This window comes from Vibrio sp. CDRSL-10 TSBA, from assembly GCA_039696685.1.
GTDB lineage: Bacteria > Pseudomonadota > Gammaproteobacteria > Enterobacterales > Vibrionaceae > Vibrio.
The window spans coordinates 3,154,917-3,172,233 of the sequence record CP155566.1 but is presented as its reverse complement, the minus strand read 5'-3'; the positions used below and the strand labels follow the sequence as shown (position 1 = coordinate 3,172,233).

Below are 17,317 nucleotides of genomic sequence, written 5' to 3'. Positions count from 1 at the left end.
CCGGCTAAAATATCTGGTTGCAGAGACGACAGCTTAGATCTTGGTTACAGCTTATGCTGCTGCAGATGGGTGAGGAACTCGTCTGCGGGCAGGAAGCCGGTGATACGCGCCGAGTCCAGTGCCTGCCCCTGCGTATCCCAGAAACGCGATGGTTGGCAGGCCGAGTACCTGCAACTGACGCAGCAGTTCGATATCCTGTGGCTGGTTGCGGGTCACATCCGCTTGCAGTAGCACGAAGCTACTCAACTTGTGCTCGACATCTGGCTGGTGGAAGGTGTACTTCTCGAACTCTTTACACGCCACACACCAGTCGGCGTAGAAGTCGAGCATCACCGCTTTACCTTCCGTGCGTGCTTTAGCCAGTTGCTGATTAAGTTCGGCAACATCGGCTATGCGGGTGAACTCAATCTGTGGCGCGTTTTGCACCTGGGCGCTGCCGGGCATAAACCAGTGGTTCAGGGCTGGCTGCGCTGAGGCCAGTAAGCCAAGAATGGCAATGATGCCGAGCAGGCTCTGTTTCCAGCCAGCAAACGGCAGGCTGTTTTTGACATGGTACAGCCAGCCGAAAGCGGCCAGGCCCAGTGCTGACCATAAAACGGTGGACCAGCTCTCCGGCAGCAGGCGCTCCAGCAGGAAAACCGGCGCGGCGAGCAGGATGAAACCAAACAGGGTTTTGACCCGGTCCATCCAGGCGCCGCCTCTTGGCAGCAGACGGTTACCGAACATCGCGACCAGAATCAGCGGAATGCCCATGCCCAGCGCCAGCGCGTACAGCGCAATCCCGCCAGTCAGTAAATCACCGCTTTGGGCCACGTACAATAAGGCTCCGGACAGAGGCGCCGTGGTGCAGGGCGAGCAGACCAGACCGGATATCGCACCCATGGCAAGCACGCCAGCCAGGCTGCCGCCTTGTTGCTGATTACTCAGGTTAGTCAGCCAGGTCTGAACTTTGCCGGGCAACTGGATGGTGTAGAGTCCGAACATCGACAGTGCCAGCACGACAAATAACAGACTCAGGCCGATTAATATATACGGATGCTGCAGCGCGGCCTGAAACTGTAAACCAGCCTGGGCGACGACCAAACCGAGCAGGGTATAAGTCAGTGCCATACCTTGCACATAGACCAGGCTGAGCAACAGGGTGCGGCGTTGTGAAAGCGGGTTTCCGCCCAGCACGATACTGGTCAGGATCGGATACATCGGCAGCACACACGGGGTAAACGCGAGGCCGATGCCGAGCAGTAAAAACAGCAGCGGTGTCCACCATGCAGCGGCCAGTTGTGAGGCCAGTGAGTCCTGAGGCGAGCTCGGCAGCGATGTTGGCGGCGTCAGCGCTGCCGCTTTTACCACTGGGGTCTTCGCCGGTGGTGGCGTGCTGCTGTCAGTAAAATGATTCACCTCGATCACCCGGGTCTCCGGCGGGTAACAGAAGCCAGCCTTGGCGCAGCCCTGATACTGTATGGTCAGCTGCGCTCCGGCCTGATACTGGCTGAGCGGGACATTGACCGACAGCGGGGTGGTGTAGATAGTCACGTCACCGAAAAATTCATCATGATAAGGCTCACCCGGCGGTAATGCGAGCTGACCGGTCTGCACATCTTTACCCTGCAGCGTGATGCGATCCTGATACAGGTAATAGCCCGGTTTGACCTGCCAATCGAGGTAGATTTGATTGCCTTGCTGGAAGTAACTGAAGGCAAACGCTTCATCCACCGTAACAAAACGGCTGTTGCTGTTGCCCAGTGTTAATGGGTTACTGTTACCAAATGCGGCAAAAGCGGGTGAATTGAGTGCGCCGCACAGCAGTAGAATTAGGGAAAAAATTAGTCGCATCATTAGGATATTCTGAATAAGTGAACGCCCATACTATACCTGAACTATCGTTGAGTTCGGCGCATTGTGTCAAATTTCATCAAGCCGTTGGCATATTGCTATCTCTGCGGGCCTTTGCAGTTGGCCTTGTCTGTTAACTACCCTCGTCTGTTAAGAACCCTCGTCTGTGAACAACAAGGCGGCGGACCGGGCAGAGCCGACCCGGATTTAATCCGCTTAATCAATCAGACCGGTCTACCACCGGTTTGGTTTCCTCGGCGAGCGAATTTATCGCCACCGGGCGGTGTGAACGGATAACGGGGCGCGGTCACTGAGCAATGCTCACGCAGGGCCGGGAGGGATAAAAAAATCAGGCCCCGAGGGGCCTGATGGGGCAAACAGCTTATTCGTAGCGTTTGGCTTTGTACTGCGGGTGCATCAGGTTTCTGGACCGAGAAAATATCATCCAGTTCTTCTTCGGTCAGCAAACCACGCTCCAGGACCACTTCACGTACACTCTTACCGGTCTCTGCACAGATCTTACCGACAATGTCACCTTCATGGTGGCCAATGTAAGGGTTCAGATAGGTAACGATACCGATAGAGTTAAACACGTAGCCTTCACAGATCTCTTTGTTCACTGTGATGCCATCGATACATTTGTCACGCAGGTTCACACAAGCGTTAGACAGCAGTGAAATCGACTCAAACATCGCCTGAGCAATGACAGGTTCCATCACGTTGAGCTGCAGTTGGCCGCCTTCTGCTGCGAACGAGACGGTATTGTCGTTACCCAGTACTTTAAAACAAACCTGGTTCACCACTTCCGGTACCACAGGGTTTACCTTGGCAGGCATGATGGATGAACCCGCTTGCAGTTCAGGCAGGTTAAGTTCGTTCAGGCCGGCGCGCGGACCTGAAGACAGTAAACGCAGGTCGTTACAGATTTTCGACAGTTTCACCGCCAGACGTTTGAGGGCGCCGTGGGTCATTACATAAGCGCCACAGTCTGAGGTTGCTTCAATCAGGTCTTCTGCCGGAACCACTTCCAGGCCAGTTACTTGTGCCAGGTGTTTCACCGCCGCCGCCTGGTAACCCGGTGCGGTATTAAGACCAGTACCGATGGCGGTCGCACCCAGGTTGACTTCGAGCAGCAGTTTTGAAGTGTACTGCAGGGCACGAATTTCTTCGTTCAGCGTCACAGCCCAGGCATGGAATTCCTGGCCTACAGTCATAGGCACAGCGTCCTGCAACTGGGTACGGCCCATCTTGAGGATGGTTTTGAATTCCTGGCTCTTAAGCTCGAATGCGCCTTTAAGGTATTCAATCGCATCAATTAACTTCAGCACGCTGTTGTAAACCGCGATGCGGAAACCGGTCGGATAAGCACAGTTGGTCGACTGGCTCTTATTGACGTGATCGTTCGGGTTGATGAACTGGTACTGGCCTTTCTCTTTACCCATAAGTTCCAGAGCGACGTTGGCGATCACTTCGTTGGTGTTCATGTTGACCGAAGTGCCGGCACCACCCTGGAATACGTCTGACGGGAAACTGGTCCATACACTTACCGGTCTCAAGAATCAGATCACAAGCCTGGATAATGTAATTGGCGACATCTTTTGGTACGACGCTCAGTTCTTTGTTGGCCAGAGCCGCCGCTTTTTTGGTCATCACCATGCCACGTACAAACTCAGGCACATCAGAAATGGTCACATTTGAGATGTTAAAGTTTTCGATCGCACGCAGGGTGTGGATGCCATAATAAGCGTCTGCGGGAACGTGACGCTGGCCGAGTAAATCTTCTTCAATTCGTGTGGCTGGGGAAGGGGAAGATGTCATTTGGGCTTCAGTGATTTGAGCCATAACAGGATCCTTAAGATAATTATTCTGATTAGATTGCAACTAGTTAGCCACTTCTGCCTTAAGAATCCGTTCATCAGAGTTTTTGGCTGCAAAATCGATCCTGACTTTAGTCGCACATCATACTCAAGTCATCAAGAAAAAACAGGAAGTTGATCACTTTTTGTTGCGTTAAAGATCACGATTGTTGAGGTTCGACCACCGTCAGATTTTCAAAGCCATGCAACGAGACACAGTTTTTGCCTTTGCGTTTGGAGCGGTACATGGCTTTGTCGGCATTGGTTGCGGTCTGAATGGCATCGTTGGTGACTTCCGCCACTCCGACACTGATGGTGACCTTGTATTGCGGCCAGTTGGCGATAGCACTGCACACGCGTTGCATCAGTTTGTCGGCCTGATGGATATCGGTGTGCTGAATAATGACTGCGAACTCATCACCGCCGATGCGGGCGATAAAATCGGTATCACGCAGCAGAGTCTGTAACTGCTGGGCGACATGCAAGATAACCACATCGCCGACCGCATGGCCGAGCGTATCATTGATGTCTTTGAACGAGTCGATGTCTATCACGGCCAGGCAGGCTGGCGGCTCGTCCGGATAACGCTGATGCAGGCGGGTGTGGTAGTTGAGCATATTTTCGAACTTTTTCTTGTTCCACAACGCGGTGGCCGGATCGCGTTTCGCTGCGCTCTTTCAGCTCGATGATTGCATTATGATGCTCTGAGATATCGGTAAATGAATAGACATAATACTGCACTTTTTTCAGCTTGCTGCTCAGGGCACTTACTTCGGTTTTACACACCACTTCATCACCATATGGGTTTTGCAGGGTATATTGTCCTTCCCAGTTGCCCTGTTTGATCAGATCAGCCTGCATCTCGCGCTGTTTGAGGCGTGAAGGTAAAAAGTTAAGCACACTGCGCCCTTGCAATGCGAACGGCTCCATTCCTACCATGTCACAAAAGCGCTTGTTGACGCGTAAAATGCGGTGCTCACGATTGGTGAACACAATGGCCACGCCGTTTTCAATTACAAACTGGGCATAGGTTTTATCCATTTTAATGCTTTTGTGCGCAATCCAGAACATGGCCAGAATCACCGACGCAATACCCAGCAGCAGCCAGATGACGATGGCATCGTTGAGTATCTCGGCGTCGCGTGGGGCGAACATCGCACTCAACATATCAGGTGTGTAATGAGTGAGCAGCATTAGTCCGCCCACCGAAGAAAACAGCTGATTATCAAAGCGCTGATAGATAAACAGCCCCTGTTTAGTGATAATGCTGCCCTTGGCGTTATTACTGGCTTGCATCGCCTGCCACACCTCAGGGTGCTCGTTGGGCAGGTTATGCGCTGCCCGGCTTTGGATTAAGTCACCAAACAGCTTGTCTTCATCGCTGCTGACGATGAAATAACCCTGGCGGTCGACAAAGTCGACACTGAGGTTCTGGTTATTGGACGTAATTTGTTTGATGACCGCCATTACATCGAGGTTAGCGATAAAATAGCCAAGGCGCTGCTGCTCTGTGTCAAGCGGATACAGAATACGAAAGCCCGGCTTGTAGGGGATGAGGGGCAGGCCGTGTTCATACTCGAGATCGATACCAAAGTAGCCCTGCTCTCCGACGGCCAGCTGGCGGGCGTAAATAAAATAATCACGATGACCTTTATCCTGCAGTTGTTCTTGTGGTACCACAAAAGGCTGGGTCATTTGCGGGGTGTAATCGACGCGGATGACTTCTTTACCGGCAAGGTCAAGAAAACGCAGCTGATAAAACAGGCCGGAATTAAACGAGGTTAACGACCACTGGCTTTCGAGATAACGGCGGAACTGAGGATCGCGATGACTGGCGTAGTCGACCAGCAGTGGTGAATGACTGAGTTGGTAGAAGCTTTTCTGAATTTGAGCATGAGTGCGGCTGGCCTTCGCATCAACAAACGAAAGAAATTGTAAGCCCTGCACTTCAAGCTGGTTGAGCAGGAACTGATGCGCTTTATTGGATAAATGGTAATAAAAGCCGAGTGGAATCAGCGTTAAACCCAGCCACAGAATTACCGTTTTTTTTAGTGTATTGGTAACTCGTCTCATTATGCCACTTGTTGAGTTAGATCTGTGTATTTAAGGTAGTCGACTTGCGGATGAATTTCCAACCACAATTTCAGTTACAGCAATAACTTACGTCTATCTCATTGAATTAATTGCAATAGATTTTTTCCTCATGGGCAATAATTTTTTATATTATGGCTGTGAGCTGATTGCTTGAACAAGATTGCCCTTGACGCTAATGTTGAAGCCAACAAAGGAGGGACAGTGTTTCCGATATTATTGATGATGTTTATTGCGGTGCCGGTGATCGAAATCGGCCTGTTTATTCAGGTGGGCGGTATGCTGGGCTTATGGCCGACTTTGGCTCTGGTGTTGATCACCGCATTTGTTGGTGCTTCACTGGTGCGCAGCCAGGGTCTGGCGACTCTGCTGTCGGTGCAGCAGCGTATGCAGCGCGGCGAAATACCGGCTCAGCAGATCGTTGAGGGGGTTATGTTGGCGGTGGCTGGCGTGCTGTTGCTGACGCCTGGTTTTATGACCGATACCATGGGAATGCTGATATTGCTGCCACGCCCGCGGGCGATGCTGGCTAAGTATTTGATGACCAAAGTGGTGGTGACCAATATGTCGGCCGGGGGATTTCAGTCCGGCCCGCATGAGCGCGGCCCGGATCAACATGGCCGGGGCGGACAGACCTTTGATGGCGAATATGAGCGTAAAGACGACTCAGATCACGACAAGCTGGATCGCCATTAGGGCTTTCGGCCTGCCATAACCCCAAAGCTAAAAAAGCTCTCGTCTGCGAGAGCTTTTGCTTTTTCCGGACCGGGCGTTTTTCCCATCGCTCTCCCAGATTTTGGCTGCTTAACTCTGAGAGTATGGTTACTCACCTGAGAGCTTAATTACTTAAACCTGAAGGCGGTTTATTTAAACTTCAAAGCTTTGGTACTTAAACCGCGCCGGCAAAGTCCATCTGGCGCCAGGCTTCGAATGCGATGATGGCCACAGCATTGGACAAATTGAGGCTGCGCGCCTCTGGCATCATGGGAATGCGGATTCGCTGCTCAGGGGGCAGAGCCGCAATCAGATCGGCCGGCAGTCCGCGGGTTTCCGGTCCGAACAGCAGCACATCACCATCCTGGTAGCGGGCATCGACGTGATGACCGGTCGTTTTAGTGGTGCAGGCAAAAATGCGGTATTCACCACGTTCAGCCAGGTAATCGAGAAAGGCCTGATAATCTTTGTGGCGGGTGACCCGTGCCAAATCATGGTAATCCAGTCCGGCTCGGCGAACCTTCTTCTCCTCCAGATCGAAGCCCAGAGGTTCAATCAGATGCAGGTTGGCACCGCAGTTGGCACACAGTCGAATAATGTTACCCGTGTTGGGCGCAATTTCAGGTTCATACAGGGCGATGTCTAACATGGCTTTTGCGTTCCTTGGTGATTGAACGCCGCAGTATATACCCAGACAAGCCGATATACCCAGATAAGTGCCGATTTGGATAACGAAAAACGGCAGCAGCTGGGGAGGGGCTGCCACCGGGCGGATTATCAGGCGGCGAGCGCTTTGGCAACCGCGTAGTTTTCTGCGACGGCCTGCCAGTTCACTACATTCCACCAGGCGGTGATGTAGTCAGGTCGACGGTTCTGATAGCTGATGTAGTACGCGTGTTCCCATACATCCAGAGCCAGAATCGGTTCTCCGCGTACATTGGCAATGTCCATCAGCGGATTGTCCTGATTGCTGGTTGAGCTGATCACCAGTTCACCATCACGTACCACCAGCCAGACAAAACCAGAGCCGAAGGTGTTGACGGCTGCGTCGGAAAACTGTTGCTGGAACTGGCTGAAACTGCCGAACGTGCGCTCGATGGCATCGGCCAGTTCGCCTTCAGGCTGGCCGCCGCCTTCCGGAGCCATGCAGTTCCAGTACAGGATGTGATTGTAGTAGCCACCGCCGTTGTTACGAATCGCTGCAGGCAGGGTAGAAATACGCGCAAACAACTCATCGAGCGGGGTTTGCTCGTACTCGGTACCTTTAATCGCGGTCATAAATTTATCGTAGTAAGTGCGGTGGTGCTTGCTGTAGTGCACTTGCATGGTTTGCGCATCGATGTAAGGTTCCAGGGCATCGTAGGCGTAAGGCAGTTCAGGGAATGTATGCGACATAGTTGATCCTCCGTTCAATCAATATAGATAATATTGATAACCATTCTCATTATCAACTATGTCTTTTGTGTGGTTTTTGTTCAGCCGGAAGAGCGGGCGCTCTCCCGGCCGGGTCAGTCCTGTAACGGCAGGGTGAAGGTGACTTTCAAACCGCCCAGCTCGCTGCGGCTGGCGGCAATCTTACCACTGTGCTGGCGAATGGCGCTTTCAGTGATGGCCAGCCCCAGCCCGGTCCCACCACTGTGGCGATCCCGCGCGGTAGAAACACGGTAAAACGGACGGAAGATCTCCTCCAGCTCGCTGTCCGGTACACCTTCGCCGTTATCTTCGACGCTGACCGTCACCTGCTGGGCTGAAGCCGAGAAGTGGACCGCGATTTTGTCGTGGCCATAGTGAATCGCGTTACGCACTATGTTCTCGAGCGCGCTCATCAGCAGTGGCGGATTGCCTGAGATATGGCGGTTCGGAATGTCTTCCATGGTCAGAGTCTTGTTCATCTGCTCTGCTTCAAACTGGGCATCGCTGAGCAGTTCTTCCCACAGGCTGCTCAATGGCTGTACTTCGCGACTCATCTGACTGTTGGTCTGCATGCGCGACAATTCCAGCAGTTCACCAATCATCTGCTCCAAACGCTGAGCTTCGGTATCGATGCGCTCCAGTTCCGGGCTGGAACCCTGCTTACGGGTGGCCAGTGCATTGGCCATTCTCAGTCTGGTCAGCGGAGAGCGCAGCTCGTGCGAGATGTCGGACAGCAAACGCTGCTGACCGGAAATCATCTGATTGACCGCTTCTACCATCTGGTTGAAGCTGCGTCCGGCCTGGCGAAACTCAGTGGTGCCTTTTTCCAGACTGGCATCTACCTCAAATTCACCACGCGCGACACGTTGTGCGGCCTGAGCCAGGCGTTGTGCCGGCTGGCTCAGTGCCCAGGCCAGCCACAGCAGCAGCGGTGTGCTGACCAGCATCACGGCCAGTAACAGCTGCAGCGGGCGATCAAACAGGCGCAGCAGAAATGGTGGCGGCTGATCCCAGCGCAGGCCGACATACAGCAGTAAATCCTGTCCTGCCAGGCTGATCGGTGCTGGTCCGGCTATCATATAGCGGCCATATAGGCGTTGTTGCGGTTGTTCCACCGATTCGATACTGGTAGTAAAGTTACGTAGTGCTTTCAGTTTGAAATCAGGGTGTTTGCGTGTGGTGAGGATATTGCCTTCCTGATCGGTAACAAAAAAGCGCGGTCCTTTCTCATGCGGTTCGTCGGCGCGGCTCTCCAGTTTCCTTGATGATTCGGGCCAGGTTCTTATCGCCGCTAAAGCGATCTTCGAGCGCCTCTTTATGTTGCAGCATGCGCTGGTATGCCTCGGCCGGCATATCGCGTGATTTGCGCGGATCAAGATGGGGCAGCGACAACACAGCAATCACCACCAGCATCATGGTAAACCAGAAGATGGCAAAAATACGGCCGTACAGGTTGTTGAACTTGGGTAAGCGCATCAATCCTCCAGCACCATCAGATAGCCGCGTCCGCGCAGAGTTTTAATTCGCGGTTTGCCATCGCTGCGCTCGGGCAGCTTTTTGCGCAGGTTCGAGACATGCATGTCGATGGCGCGGTCAAACGCGGCCAGATGTTTGCCGAGCACGTCCAGGCTGAGCGACTCTTTCGTCAGGGTTTCGCCCGGATTCTGGACGAAATGGGCCAGCAGGGCAAATTCAGTGCTGGTCAGATCGAGCAGCTCACCCTGACAATAGGCTTCTTGCTTTCCGGGATAAAGCTGCAGATCCTGACACTCGATTACATCAGACGTTTTGGCCGGCTGATGCGGATTGGTGCGGCGCAAAATAGCGCGGATGCGTGCCAGCAGTTCACGGTCACTGAATGGTTTGGGCAGGTAGTCGTCTGCGCCGAGCTCAAGGCCTATCACGCGGTCAATTTCTTCACCCTTGGCGGTCAGCATCAGGACCGGCGTTTGCCAGTTTTCGCGCAGCTTTTTCAGGGTTTCCATACCGTTCATTTTCGGCATCATGACATCGAGCAGGATCAGATCGGTCTGTTCACCTACCGCCTGTAATCCCGCCTCGCCATCGTTGGCCTCGGATACCTCAAACCCTTCATAGCTCAGGACCTCTTTTAACAGGCTGGTGAGCTCGGTGTCGTCATCAATAAGAAGAATGTGCGCCATAACTGCCTCGTAAAACCGCGTTGATGAATGTAGTTTACTGCGAAATAGTGCGCTGAATCAGCGCCGATTGCACTCTTTACGTAGATTTACGCACTCTAAACGTCACTTTACCTGGCAGTTTGTATTCTAACCTCAAGCGTTGCGAAAGCAGCCTGTAAGTAAATGTGAAACCTGAGAGGATACGATGATGAAAAACGTAAAAAAATGGATGCTTGCCGCACTGATTTTACCTGCCACACTTGGCGCCACCAGCGTATTGGCTGCGGGTGGAGATAAAGGACCGCACGACCGTGACTGTGGTCCCGGCGCTGAACGAGCTCTGTTTAAGCAACTGAACCTGAGCGATGCGCAACAAGAGCAGCTGCGCAACCTGCGCGAGCAAGGCCGTGCAGAGATGAAAAAGCAGCCGCGTGCAGGCATGAGAGAAGAGATGCAGGCGCTGCATCAGCAAGAGCGCGCATTAATGCTGGCGCCAAACTTTGATAAAGCCGCGGCGACTGCACTGGCCAAACAGATGGCGGAAAAACAAGTCGAGCACCGGGTGCGCATGATGGAGAAGCGTCATCAGATGCTCAATGTCCTGACTGCGGAACAGAAAAGCCAGTTTGAGTCACTGCAACAAGAGCGCATGACGCAGTGCTGGAAAGAAGGGCCGCGTGGCGGACACCCAGGCTCGAAAGGTGAGCATGGTTATCAAGGCGACAAAGGTCAGCAAGGCAAAAAGCCAGTACCAGCATCGGCGCAATAATCGCACTGAAATACACCACAGGCAGCTTCGGCTGCCTGTTTTCGTTGTGGCTTACCGCCTGTTGCTGCGGCCAGAGCGTGATGATCTTTTACTCACATTCAAGCACTATGTGGGTATAATTAAGGTTCATCGCGGCTTTCCGGGGAAAGCCGCTTTTATCTTTAAAAAAAAGTAATCGATATCTCGGTAGCCGTAGCCCATTCGTTTGATTAACTTTATCTTGTTGTTTATCCCTTCGAGCGTACAGGTATTGAGTGGGTAGCTTGCAGAAGCAACGATGCCATGAAGATACGGTTTGAGCTTTCTCGCGAAGTCCATAAGCGGCTTGATCCCGCTTTCTTGAACTTGCTCCCACCATACGTCCCATAAGTCTTCCGCTTCGCTTTCTGACTCGCACCTCCATAACTCTTTTAGCTGAGAGCCAAGTAAATACGTCACCATTAAGTCTTTGTTCATACTCAGTATCTCACTCAGATAGCTCTCCTGTTTACTGTCTAAATTACCTCTGTTTTTGAGGAGAAACCCAGCGTGAACGTTTCACCCATTGGCGCGCTTTCTTGTCCTGTTTGAGTTGATTAGCTTGGTCAACTCTGACTCTATCCATCACTTCCCGACCAAATTTTGCGACCACATGGAATAAATCGTACACAATGCGGGCGTTAGGACAATGTCGCTGCACTTCGAGGTCGAAAGCCGTATTCATATCCATTGCAACCGCTTCTATGTTCTGGCCATGCTCACCGAGTAATTCAAAGAAGGGACGGATATCTTTTCGGCTGCGTCCAACGCCTATCCAAAGCACTTGATGCGTCTTAGCATCCGCGATAACAGTGGCATAACGATGTCCCTTGAAGAGAGCAAACTCATCCATGACCAGCTGTCTCAGCTCTGCCCAGTTAACCTCTGGCACCGCATGTTGTAGCCGACGTTTATCTATCGCCTTAATCGTATGCCAATGAACCCCCGTCATCTGGGCGATATGTTTGATAGGAAGAAGAGGCAGCAACTGCTCAATGTAACGTCTTAAGCGGTTAGTCAGGCGAGCAAAAGGTTCAAGCCAAGAAATAGATTCGGTTTTGATACCGCAGTCAGGGCACTTTATACGCCTTGTTTGTAGGGATAGCTCGACGGGTACGCCGAGAATCGTCGCTTCCTTAATCGTGCGCCACTGATAATCATGTATGGCTTGAACATGTTGCCCACATGAACATCGAGCAGTCGTGCTGGGTTGGAGAGTAATCGTGATGAGAGAAGACGTTTGTACAGACTTTACGACATGAAAGCCTTCCCAGAACGAGGATAGGAAAGTATGATTCGGCATGAAAACGGTAGTTTGTGTAAGGTTGTGTTTGGCGATGTAACCTTATCACTTACTACCGTTTTTGTTTTAAGTTCCCGCCAATCCGCGATGAACCATAATTAAGCCATTGTTTTGATTTGGTAACGTGATATGAAACAGGAATACGCCCGACTTGTCACCACCGCGGCGTGGACGGCCACTGCGGTCGCGACACTGCTGCTGATTTGTAAAATTGCCGCCTGGTGGGTGACCGGTTTCGGTCAGCCTGCTGGCTTCTCTGATTGATTCGGTGCTCGACATTGCGGCGTCGGTGGTCAACCTGGTGGTGGTGCGCTATTCGCTGCAGCCCGCTGACCGGGAGCATACCTTCGGGCACGGTAAAGCCGAATCGCTGGCTGCGCTGGCTCAGGCTATGTTTATTTCCGGTTCTGCCTGCTTTCTGATTCTGAACGGGGTCGACCGCTTTTTCCGCCCGCATGAATTGCAGTCTCCGGAATACGGTATTTATGTCAGTGCGTTTGCCATGGTGGTCACGGCGGCTCTGGTGATGTTTCAACGGGCCGTGGTGGCCAAAACCGGCAGCCAGGCGATTGCGGCTGATTCACTGCATTATCAGTCCGATTTACTGATGAATGCGGCGATCATGGTTGCGCTGGGGCTGAGCTGGTTCGGTATCAAGCAGGCTGATGCGGTATTTGCGGTCGGTATTGGTATCTACATTTTATACAGCGCTTACCGGATGGCTTACCACGCGGTGCATACTCTGCTGGATCATAAACTGCCGGATGAAGAGCTGGTTCAGATCCGCACTATTTCATTATCTGTGGAAGGGGTGATGGGGGTGCATCAGCTGCGTACCCGTATGTCCGGGCCTGTAAGATTTATCCAGTTGCATCTGGAACTCGATGACAATATTCCCCTGATTGAAGCACACCGTATTTCCGATATTGTCGAAGCGAAGCTGCGCAAGGCATTTCCGGGCGCCGATGTGCTGATTCACCAGGACCCTTACTCCGTGGTATTCGGAGTGGAAAGGAAGCAAAAATTTCAGGGCTGGTAAGGCAAATATCAGTGATCTTGACTATCTTTTCTCAGTTCATGAAAGAAACCTGATCCTGATGTGAATCAACAACCGGAATGGCTAAAACTGTAATACTCTTACATAAGTAAAAAAGTTACAGAAAATCGTGCAATAACTGTAGTATTCCTATTTAGGAAATGTAACATAACGCACAGATAACAATGCTTTTGCCGCCTGAATGTCGTTAGCGGGCGGTGTAGAAAAATTATATTAAGTTCCCAAAAATCGAGGGTGAGCATGATTAAGAAGATCGGTATTTTGACAAGTGGCGGCGACGCCCCGGGCATGAATGCTGCAATTCGCGGCGTGGTTCGTACTGCCTTGGGCGCAGGTCTGGAAGTGTATGGTATCTACGACGGCTATCAGGGCCTGTACGAAGATCGCATCAAGCAGCTGGATCGCTCAAGCGTGTCTGATGTAATTAACCGCGGTGGTACCTTCCTGGGCTCGGCACGTTTCCCACAGTTCCGTGAAGTCGAAGTGCGTGAAAAAGCGATCGAAAACCTGAAAAAACACGGCATTGATGCACTGGTTGTGATCGGTGGTGACGGTTCGTACATGGGTGCGAAGAAACTGACTGAAATGGGTTACCCATGTATCGGTCTGCCAGGCACTATCGATAACGATATCGCGGGCACGGATTACACCATTGGTTACCTGACTGCACTCAACACAGTGATCGATTCGATTGACCGTCTGCGTGACACTTCATCGTCACACCAGCGTATCTCTATTGTTGAGATCATGGGACGTCACTGTGGTGACCTGACCCTGATGTCAGCAGTGGCGGGTGGTTGTGAGTACATCATCACACCGGAAACCGGCCTGGACATGGAGCAGTTGATCTCCAACATTCAGGATGGCATCAAGAAAGGCAAAAAACACGCGATTATCGCGCTGACTGAGCTGATGATGGACGCCAACCAACTGGCGAAAGAGATTGAGAAAGCGACTGGCCGCGAAACCCGCGCGACGATTCTTGGTCACATTCAGCGTGGCGGTAAACCAACTGCGTTTGACCGTGTGCTGGCATCGCGCATGGGTAACTACGCTGTGCACCTGCTGATGGAAGGCTACGGCGGCCGCTGTGTCGGTATCCAGAAAGAGCAGCTGGTTCACCACGACATCATCGACGCGATTGAAAACATGAAGCGCCCGGTGCGCAAAGATCTGTACAAAGTTGCGGAAGAGCTGTTCTAAGCCGGCTGCTGAGTATCAGATGTAAAAAAGACCGCTGCGGCGGTCTTTTTTGTTTGTGCGGCTATCGGTATCCGCGATAGCGGCCATTCACTGTGCGCTTACAGAATCGCTTCACGCACTTCCGGATCTTTACGCTCCAGATAGTGAATCGACTTGATGCGGCGAATGGTACGGCAGCGGCCACGAATCAGCAGCGTCTCGGTGGTGGCAATATTGCCCTGGCGGGTAATGCCTTCCAGCAGATCACCTTTAGTAATACCGGTAGCGGAGAAAATTACATTATCGCTGCGCGCCATATCTTCCAGCTTGAGGATCACTTCAGCTTCAACCCCCATCTCCTGACAGCGTTCCAGCTCTTTAGCACCCCAGATACGGTTGTCGTCACTGTCGCCTTTGACTTTATGGCGAGGCAGCAGACGGCCTTGCATATCACCGTCCAGCGCGCGGATCACCGCAGCCGACACCACGCCTTCCGGTGCGCCGCCGATGCAGTACATCACGTCTACTTCGCTGTCAGGCATACAGGTCAGAATTGAGGCCGCCACATCGCCGTCCGGCACCGCAAAAACGCGTACGCCGAGGTTTTGCATCTCAGCGATCACTTTATCGTGACGAGGTTTGGCCAGGGTGATGACCGTCAGGTTGCTGAGCGGTTTATGTAGCGCCGCGGCGACATTCTCCAGGTTTTCCTGCAATGGTTTGTCGAGGTCAATACAGCCTTTCGCGCCCGGACCCACCACCAGTTTCTCCATGTACATATCCGGCGCCTTGAGGAAGCTGCCACGTTCGCCGGCCGCCAGCACTGCCAGAGCATTGGACTGGCCCATCGCCGTCATACGGGTGCCTTCAATCGGGTCGACGGCGATATCGACTTCATCGCCGCCCAAACCGACTTGTTCACCAATGTACAGCATCGGCGCTTCATCAATTTCGCCTTCACCGATGACGATTTCACCACGGATGTCGGTTTTATTTAATAAGGTCCGCATTACTTCTACTGCGGCACCGTCAGCGGCGTTTTTATCGCCGCGACCAAGCCATTTGTAGCCTGCCAGGGCAGCGCCTTCCGTAACCCGTGAAAAAGCCATTGCTAAATCGCGTTTCATGCTCACTCCAAACCTGAAAAATCGTTAACCTCTCGCGTCCTGCGCTGCCATCATGCTGTGTTGAGCGCATGCTGCGCGTGTCGTATGTGGCGGCATGTCAGCCAGAGGGGGAAAGTTGCGCGAAGTTTAGCATATTCAGCGGGCAAGGTTCGGGTTTTGATTTGTGCACGGCTTAGCCTGGATCAAAATCGGCGCCAATAAGACAATTTTTGCGGCTGGATGTTTGTTAACCGCTGGTAAAGTTAACGCCAGGTCAATTTGCGCTGTTTTTTTAAGCGAATGGCGCAAAATATCGAATATAGTGAGTGTTTCTCTGCGCTTGGCTGAGTAGAATGGAAAGATAACTGAAGTGACCGTCACCTCGACCGAATCAAGAAAAGGTAAGTACCATGTCTTTTGAAGTGCTAGAACAATTAGAAGCGAAAATTCAAACTGCGGTTGATACAATCGCCCTGCTGCAAATGGAAGTTGAAGAACTGAAAGAAGAGAAACAGAAGCTGACTACTGAAGCTTCTGAGCTGAAAGCCGAGCGTGAAGCGCTGGAGCAGCGTGCGCAGCAAGTTCAACAAGAACACGCAGCATGGCAAGAGCGTATCCGCAGCCTGCTGGGTAAAATGGACGACGTTGAATAACGACGACCTGAAGAATCAAAAAACGCCGACCATCTGGTCGGCGTTTTTGCAGGTTGGTTATGCCTGCCGCCCGGCAGGCAAATAGCCGATTATTTTTGCTTGTTCGGACGTACGCCCAGGGTATGACACAGGGCGTAGGTCATCTCTGCGCGGTTCAGGGTGTAGAAGTGGAAATCTTTCACGCCTTCACGCGACAGGATACGAATCATGTCAATCGCCTGGCTGGCACCTACCAGCTGACGGGTGACCGGATCATCATCCAGACCTTCAAACTGTTTCGCCATCCAGCTCGGCACTTTGACGTTGTTCTGCGCAGCGAAGCGCTGTGCCTGGTTGAAGTTAGACACCGGCAGGATACCCGGAACGATTTCTACATCGATACCGGCCGATACGCAGCGGTCACGAAAACGCAGGTAGCTTTCAACATCAAAGAAGAAACTGGGTGATGGCACGGTTAGCACCGGCATCGACTTTGCGTTTCAGGTTCAGCAGGTCAGATTGCGCGCTCTTGGCTTCCGGGTGTACTTCCGGGAATGCGGCCACTGACAGGTCAAAGTCGTGGCGTGATTTCAGTAGCGCGACCAGATCAGACGCGTACATATCTGGTTTACCGCCGCCTTTAGGAATGTCACCACGCAGGGCAACGATACTTTGGATGCCGTTGTTCCAGTAATCGTCAGCAATTTGAATCAGCTCGTCACGTGATGCGTCAATACAGGTCAGGTGGGGAGCCGCGACCAAGCCGGTCTGGTCTTTGATCGCTTTAATGATTGAGTGGGTACGGTCACGCTCACCGGAGTTTGCCCCGTAAGTCACCGAAACAAATTTCGGTTGCAGGGTTTTCAGACGATGCACTGAATTCCACAGCGTCTCTTCCATTTGCGGTGTGCTCGGCGGGAAAAACTCAAATGAAACGTTGATGTCTGAAATATCAGCGATGTTCTGATTCAGAGCATCGATATGACTGGCGTGCGTGTATCCCATTTTCCTCTCCTTGTGGCATACGGCGGCCACAACGCGAACACTAAATTGAAATTGACGTTTAGACGTCTATATGGCCACAGAATGTCTTGAATACATTTTAATGTCAACATTGTAAATATGAATTTTTTTCATGTTGATCGTGAGCTTATTTCAACAATAATGTCAGCAATTACACGTCATTGACGTGTCTGAAGGTG

The 17,317-nt window shown here is 52.1% G+C and carries 10 protein-coding genes and 6 pseudogenes; 5 read left to right on the top strand and 11 right to left on the bottom strand.

Annotation, left to right across the window (positions count from 1 at the left end):
* Positions 1-44: 44 nt before the first annotated feature.
* The 4 genes and pseudogenes from ABDK09_22470 to ABDK09_22455 form a co-directional block, all read right to left on the bottom strand.
* Positions 45-1,833 (bottom strand): annotated as a pseudogene (locus ABDK09_22470) (protein-disulfide reductase DsbD).
* 382 nt (positions 1,834-2,215) lie between these two features.
* Positions 2,216-3,675, bottom strand: a pseudogene (gene aspA, locus ABDK09_22465) (aspartate ammonia-lyase).
* Between the two features lie 175 nt (positions 3,676-3,850).
* Entirely contained in the window at positions 3,851-4,306 is a 456-nt protein-coding gene (locus ABDK09_22460) for a GGDEF domain-containing protein (protein ID XAW89415.1), read from the bottom strand.
* A complete protein-coding gene (locus ABDK09_22455; GenBank protein ID XAW89414.1) occupies positions 4,209-5,762 on the bottom strand; it encodes a PAS domain S-box protein in 1,554 nt (517 codons plus the stop codon). Before ABDK09_22455 ends, ABDK09_22460 begins: the two co-directional genes overlap by 98 nt.
* Positions 5,763-5,984: 222 nt before the next feature.
* On the opposite strand from ABDK09_22455, the gene ABDK09_22450 reads away from it, so the two are divergent.
* Complete coding sequence (locus ABDK09_22450; GenBank protein ID XAW89413.1) at positions 5,985-6,476, top strand: FxsA family protein; 492 nt, start codon at positions 5,985-5,987, stop codon at positions 6,474-6,476.
* 193 nt (positions 6,477-6,669) lie between these two features.
* Here the strand turns inward: ABDK09_22450 and trmL are convergent, their stop codons facing one another.
* The 4 genes and pseudogenes from trmL to ABDK09_22430 all read right to left on the bottom strand — a co-directional run bounded on the left by trmL (position 6,670) and on the right by ABDK09_22430 (position 10,069).
* A complete protein-coding gene (trmL, locus tag ABDK09_22445; GenBank protein ID XAW89412.1) occupies positions 6,670-7,143 on the bottom strand; it encodes a tRNA (uridine(34)/cytosine(34)/5-carboxymethylaminomethyluridine(34)-2'-O)-methyltransferase TrmL in 474 nt (157 codons plus the stop codon).
* Positions 7,144-7,271: 128 nt separating this feature from the next.
* Positions 7,272-7,889, bottom strand: coding sequence for a superoxide dismutase (locus ABDK09_22440; protein XAW89411.1), 618 nt, complete (start codon positions 7,887-7,889; stop codon positions 7,272-7,274).
* Between the two features lie 113 nt (positions 7,890-8,002).
* Positions 8,003-9,383: pseudogene (gene cpxA, locus ABDK09_22435) on the bottom strand (envelope stress sensor histidine kinase CpxA).
* Positions 9,383-10,069, bottom strand: a complete 687-nt coding sequence (locus tag ABDK09_22430) for a response regulator (protein ID XAW89410.1) — start codon at positions 10,067-10,069, stop codon at positions 9,383-9,385. Before ABDK09_22430 ends, cpxA begins: the two are co-directional and overlap by 1 nt.
* Before the next feature lie 187 nt (positions 10,070-10,256).
* Here ABDK09_22430 and ABDK09_22425 point away from each other — a divergent pair, with 187 nt between their 5' ends.
* On the top strand, positions 10,257-10,817 hold the full coding sequence (locus ABDK09_22425) for a CpxP family protein (GenBank protein ID XAW90803.1): 561 nt from the start codon (positions 10,257-10,259) through the stop codon (positions 10,815-10,817).
* Positions 10,818-10,943: 126 nt separating this feature from the next.
* On the opposite strand, the pseudogene ABDK09_22420 reads toward ABDK09_22425, so the two are convergent.
* A pseudogene (locus tag ABDK09_22420) lies at positions 10,944-12,138 on the bottom strand (ISL3 family transposase).
* A gap of 129 nt (positions 12,139-12,267) precedes the next feature.
* Here ABDK09_22420 and fieF point away from each other — a divergent pair.
* Both fieF and pfkA read left to right on the top strand, forming a co-directional pair.
* Positions 12,268-13,177, top strand: a pseudogene (gene fieF, locus ABDK09_22415) (CDF family cation-efflux transporter FieF).
* 258 nt (positions 13,178-13,435) lie between these two features.
* A complete protein-coding gene (pfkA, locus tag ABDK09_22410; GenBank protein XAW89409.1) occupies positions 13,436-14,398 on the top strand; it encodes a 6-phosphofructokinase in 963 nt (320 codons plus the stop codon).
* Between the two features lie 98 nt (positions 14,399-14,496).
* On the opposite strand, the gene glpX is transcribed toward pfkA, so the two are convergent.
* Positions 14,497-15,504: a class II fructose-bisphosphatase gene (gene glpX, locus ABDK09_22405; protein XAW89408.1), complete on the bottom strand. Its 1,008-nt coding sequence runs from the start codon at positions 15,502-15,504 to the stop codon at positions 14,497-14,499.
* A gap of 389 nt (positions 15,505-15,893) precedes the next feature.
* On the opposite strand from glpX, the gene zapB reads away from it, so the two are divergent.
* On the top strand, positions 15,894-16,136 hold the full coding sequence (gene zapB, locus ABDK09_22400) for a cell division protein ZapB (protein XAW89407.1): 243 nt from the start codon (positions 15,894-15,896) through the stop codon (positions 16,134-16,136).
* 89 nt (positions 16,137-16,225) lie between these two features.
* On the opposite strand, the pseudogene metF reads toward zapB, so the two are convergent.
* Positions 16,226-17,120: pseudogene (gene metF / locus ABDK09_22395) on the bottom strand (methylenetetrahydrofolate reductase).
* Positions 17,121-17,317 lie beyond the last annotated feature (197 nt).

Bases quoted from the DNA above. Each gene is read 5' to 3' on its own strand.
- ABDK09_22460 (XAW89415.1), bottom strand. From the start codon at position 4,306: ATGCTCAACTACCACACCCGCCTGCATCAGCGTTATCCGGACGAGCCG.
- ABDK09_22455 (XAW89414.1), bottom strand. From the start codon at position 5,762: ATGAGACGAGTTACCAATACACTAAAAAAAACGGTAATTCTGTGGCTG.
- trmL (XAW89412.1), bottom strand. From the start codon at position 7,143: ATGTTAGACATCGCCCTGTATGAACCTGAAATTGCGCCCAACACGGGT.
- ABDK09_22440 (XAW89411.1), bottom strand. From the start codon at position 7,889: ATGTCGCATACATTCCCTGAACTGCCTTACGCCTACGATGCCCTGGAA.
- ABDK09_22430 (XAW89410.1), bottom strand. From the start codon at position 10,069: ATGGCGCACATTCTTCTTATTGATGACGACACCGAGCTCACCAGCCTG.
- ABDK09_22425 (XAW90803.1), top strand. From the start codon at position 10,257: ATGAAAAACGTAAAAAAATGGATGCTTGCCGCACTGATTTTACCTGCC.
- pfkA (XAW89409.1), top strand. From the start codon at position 13,436: ATGATTAAGAAGATCGGTATTTTGACAAGTGGCGGCGACGCCCCGGGC.
- glpX (XAW89408.1), bottom strand. From the start codon at position 15,504: ATGAAACGCGATTTAGCAATGGCTTTTTCACGGGTTACGGAAGGCGCT.
- zapB (XAW89407.1), top strand. From the start codon at position 15,894: ATGTCTTTTGAAGTGCTAGAACAATTAGAAGCGAAAATTCAAACTGCG.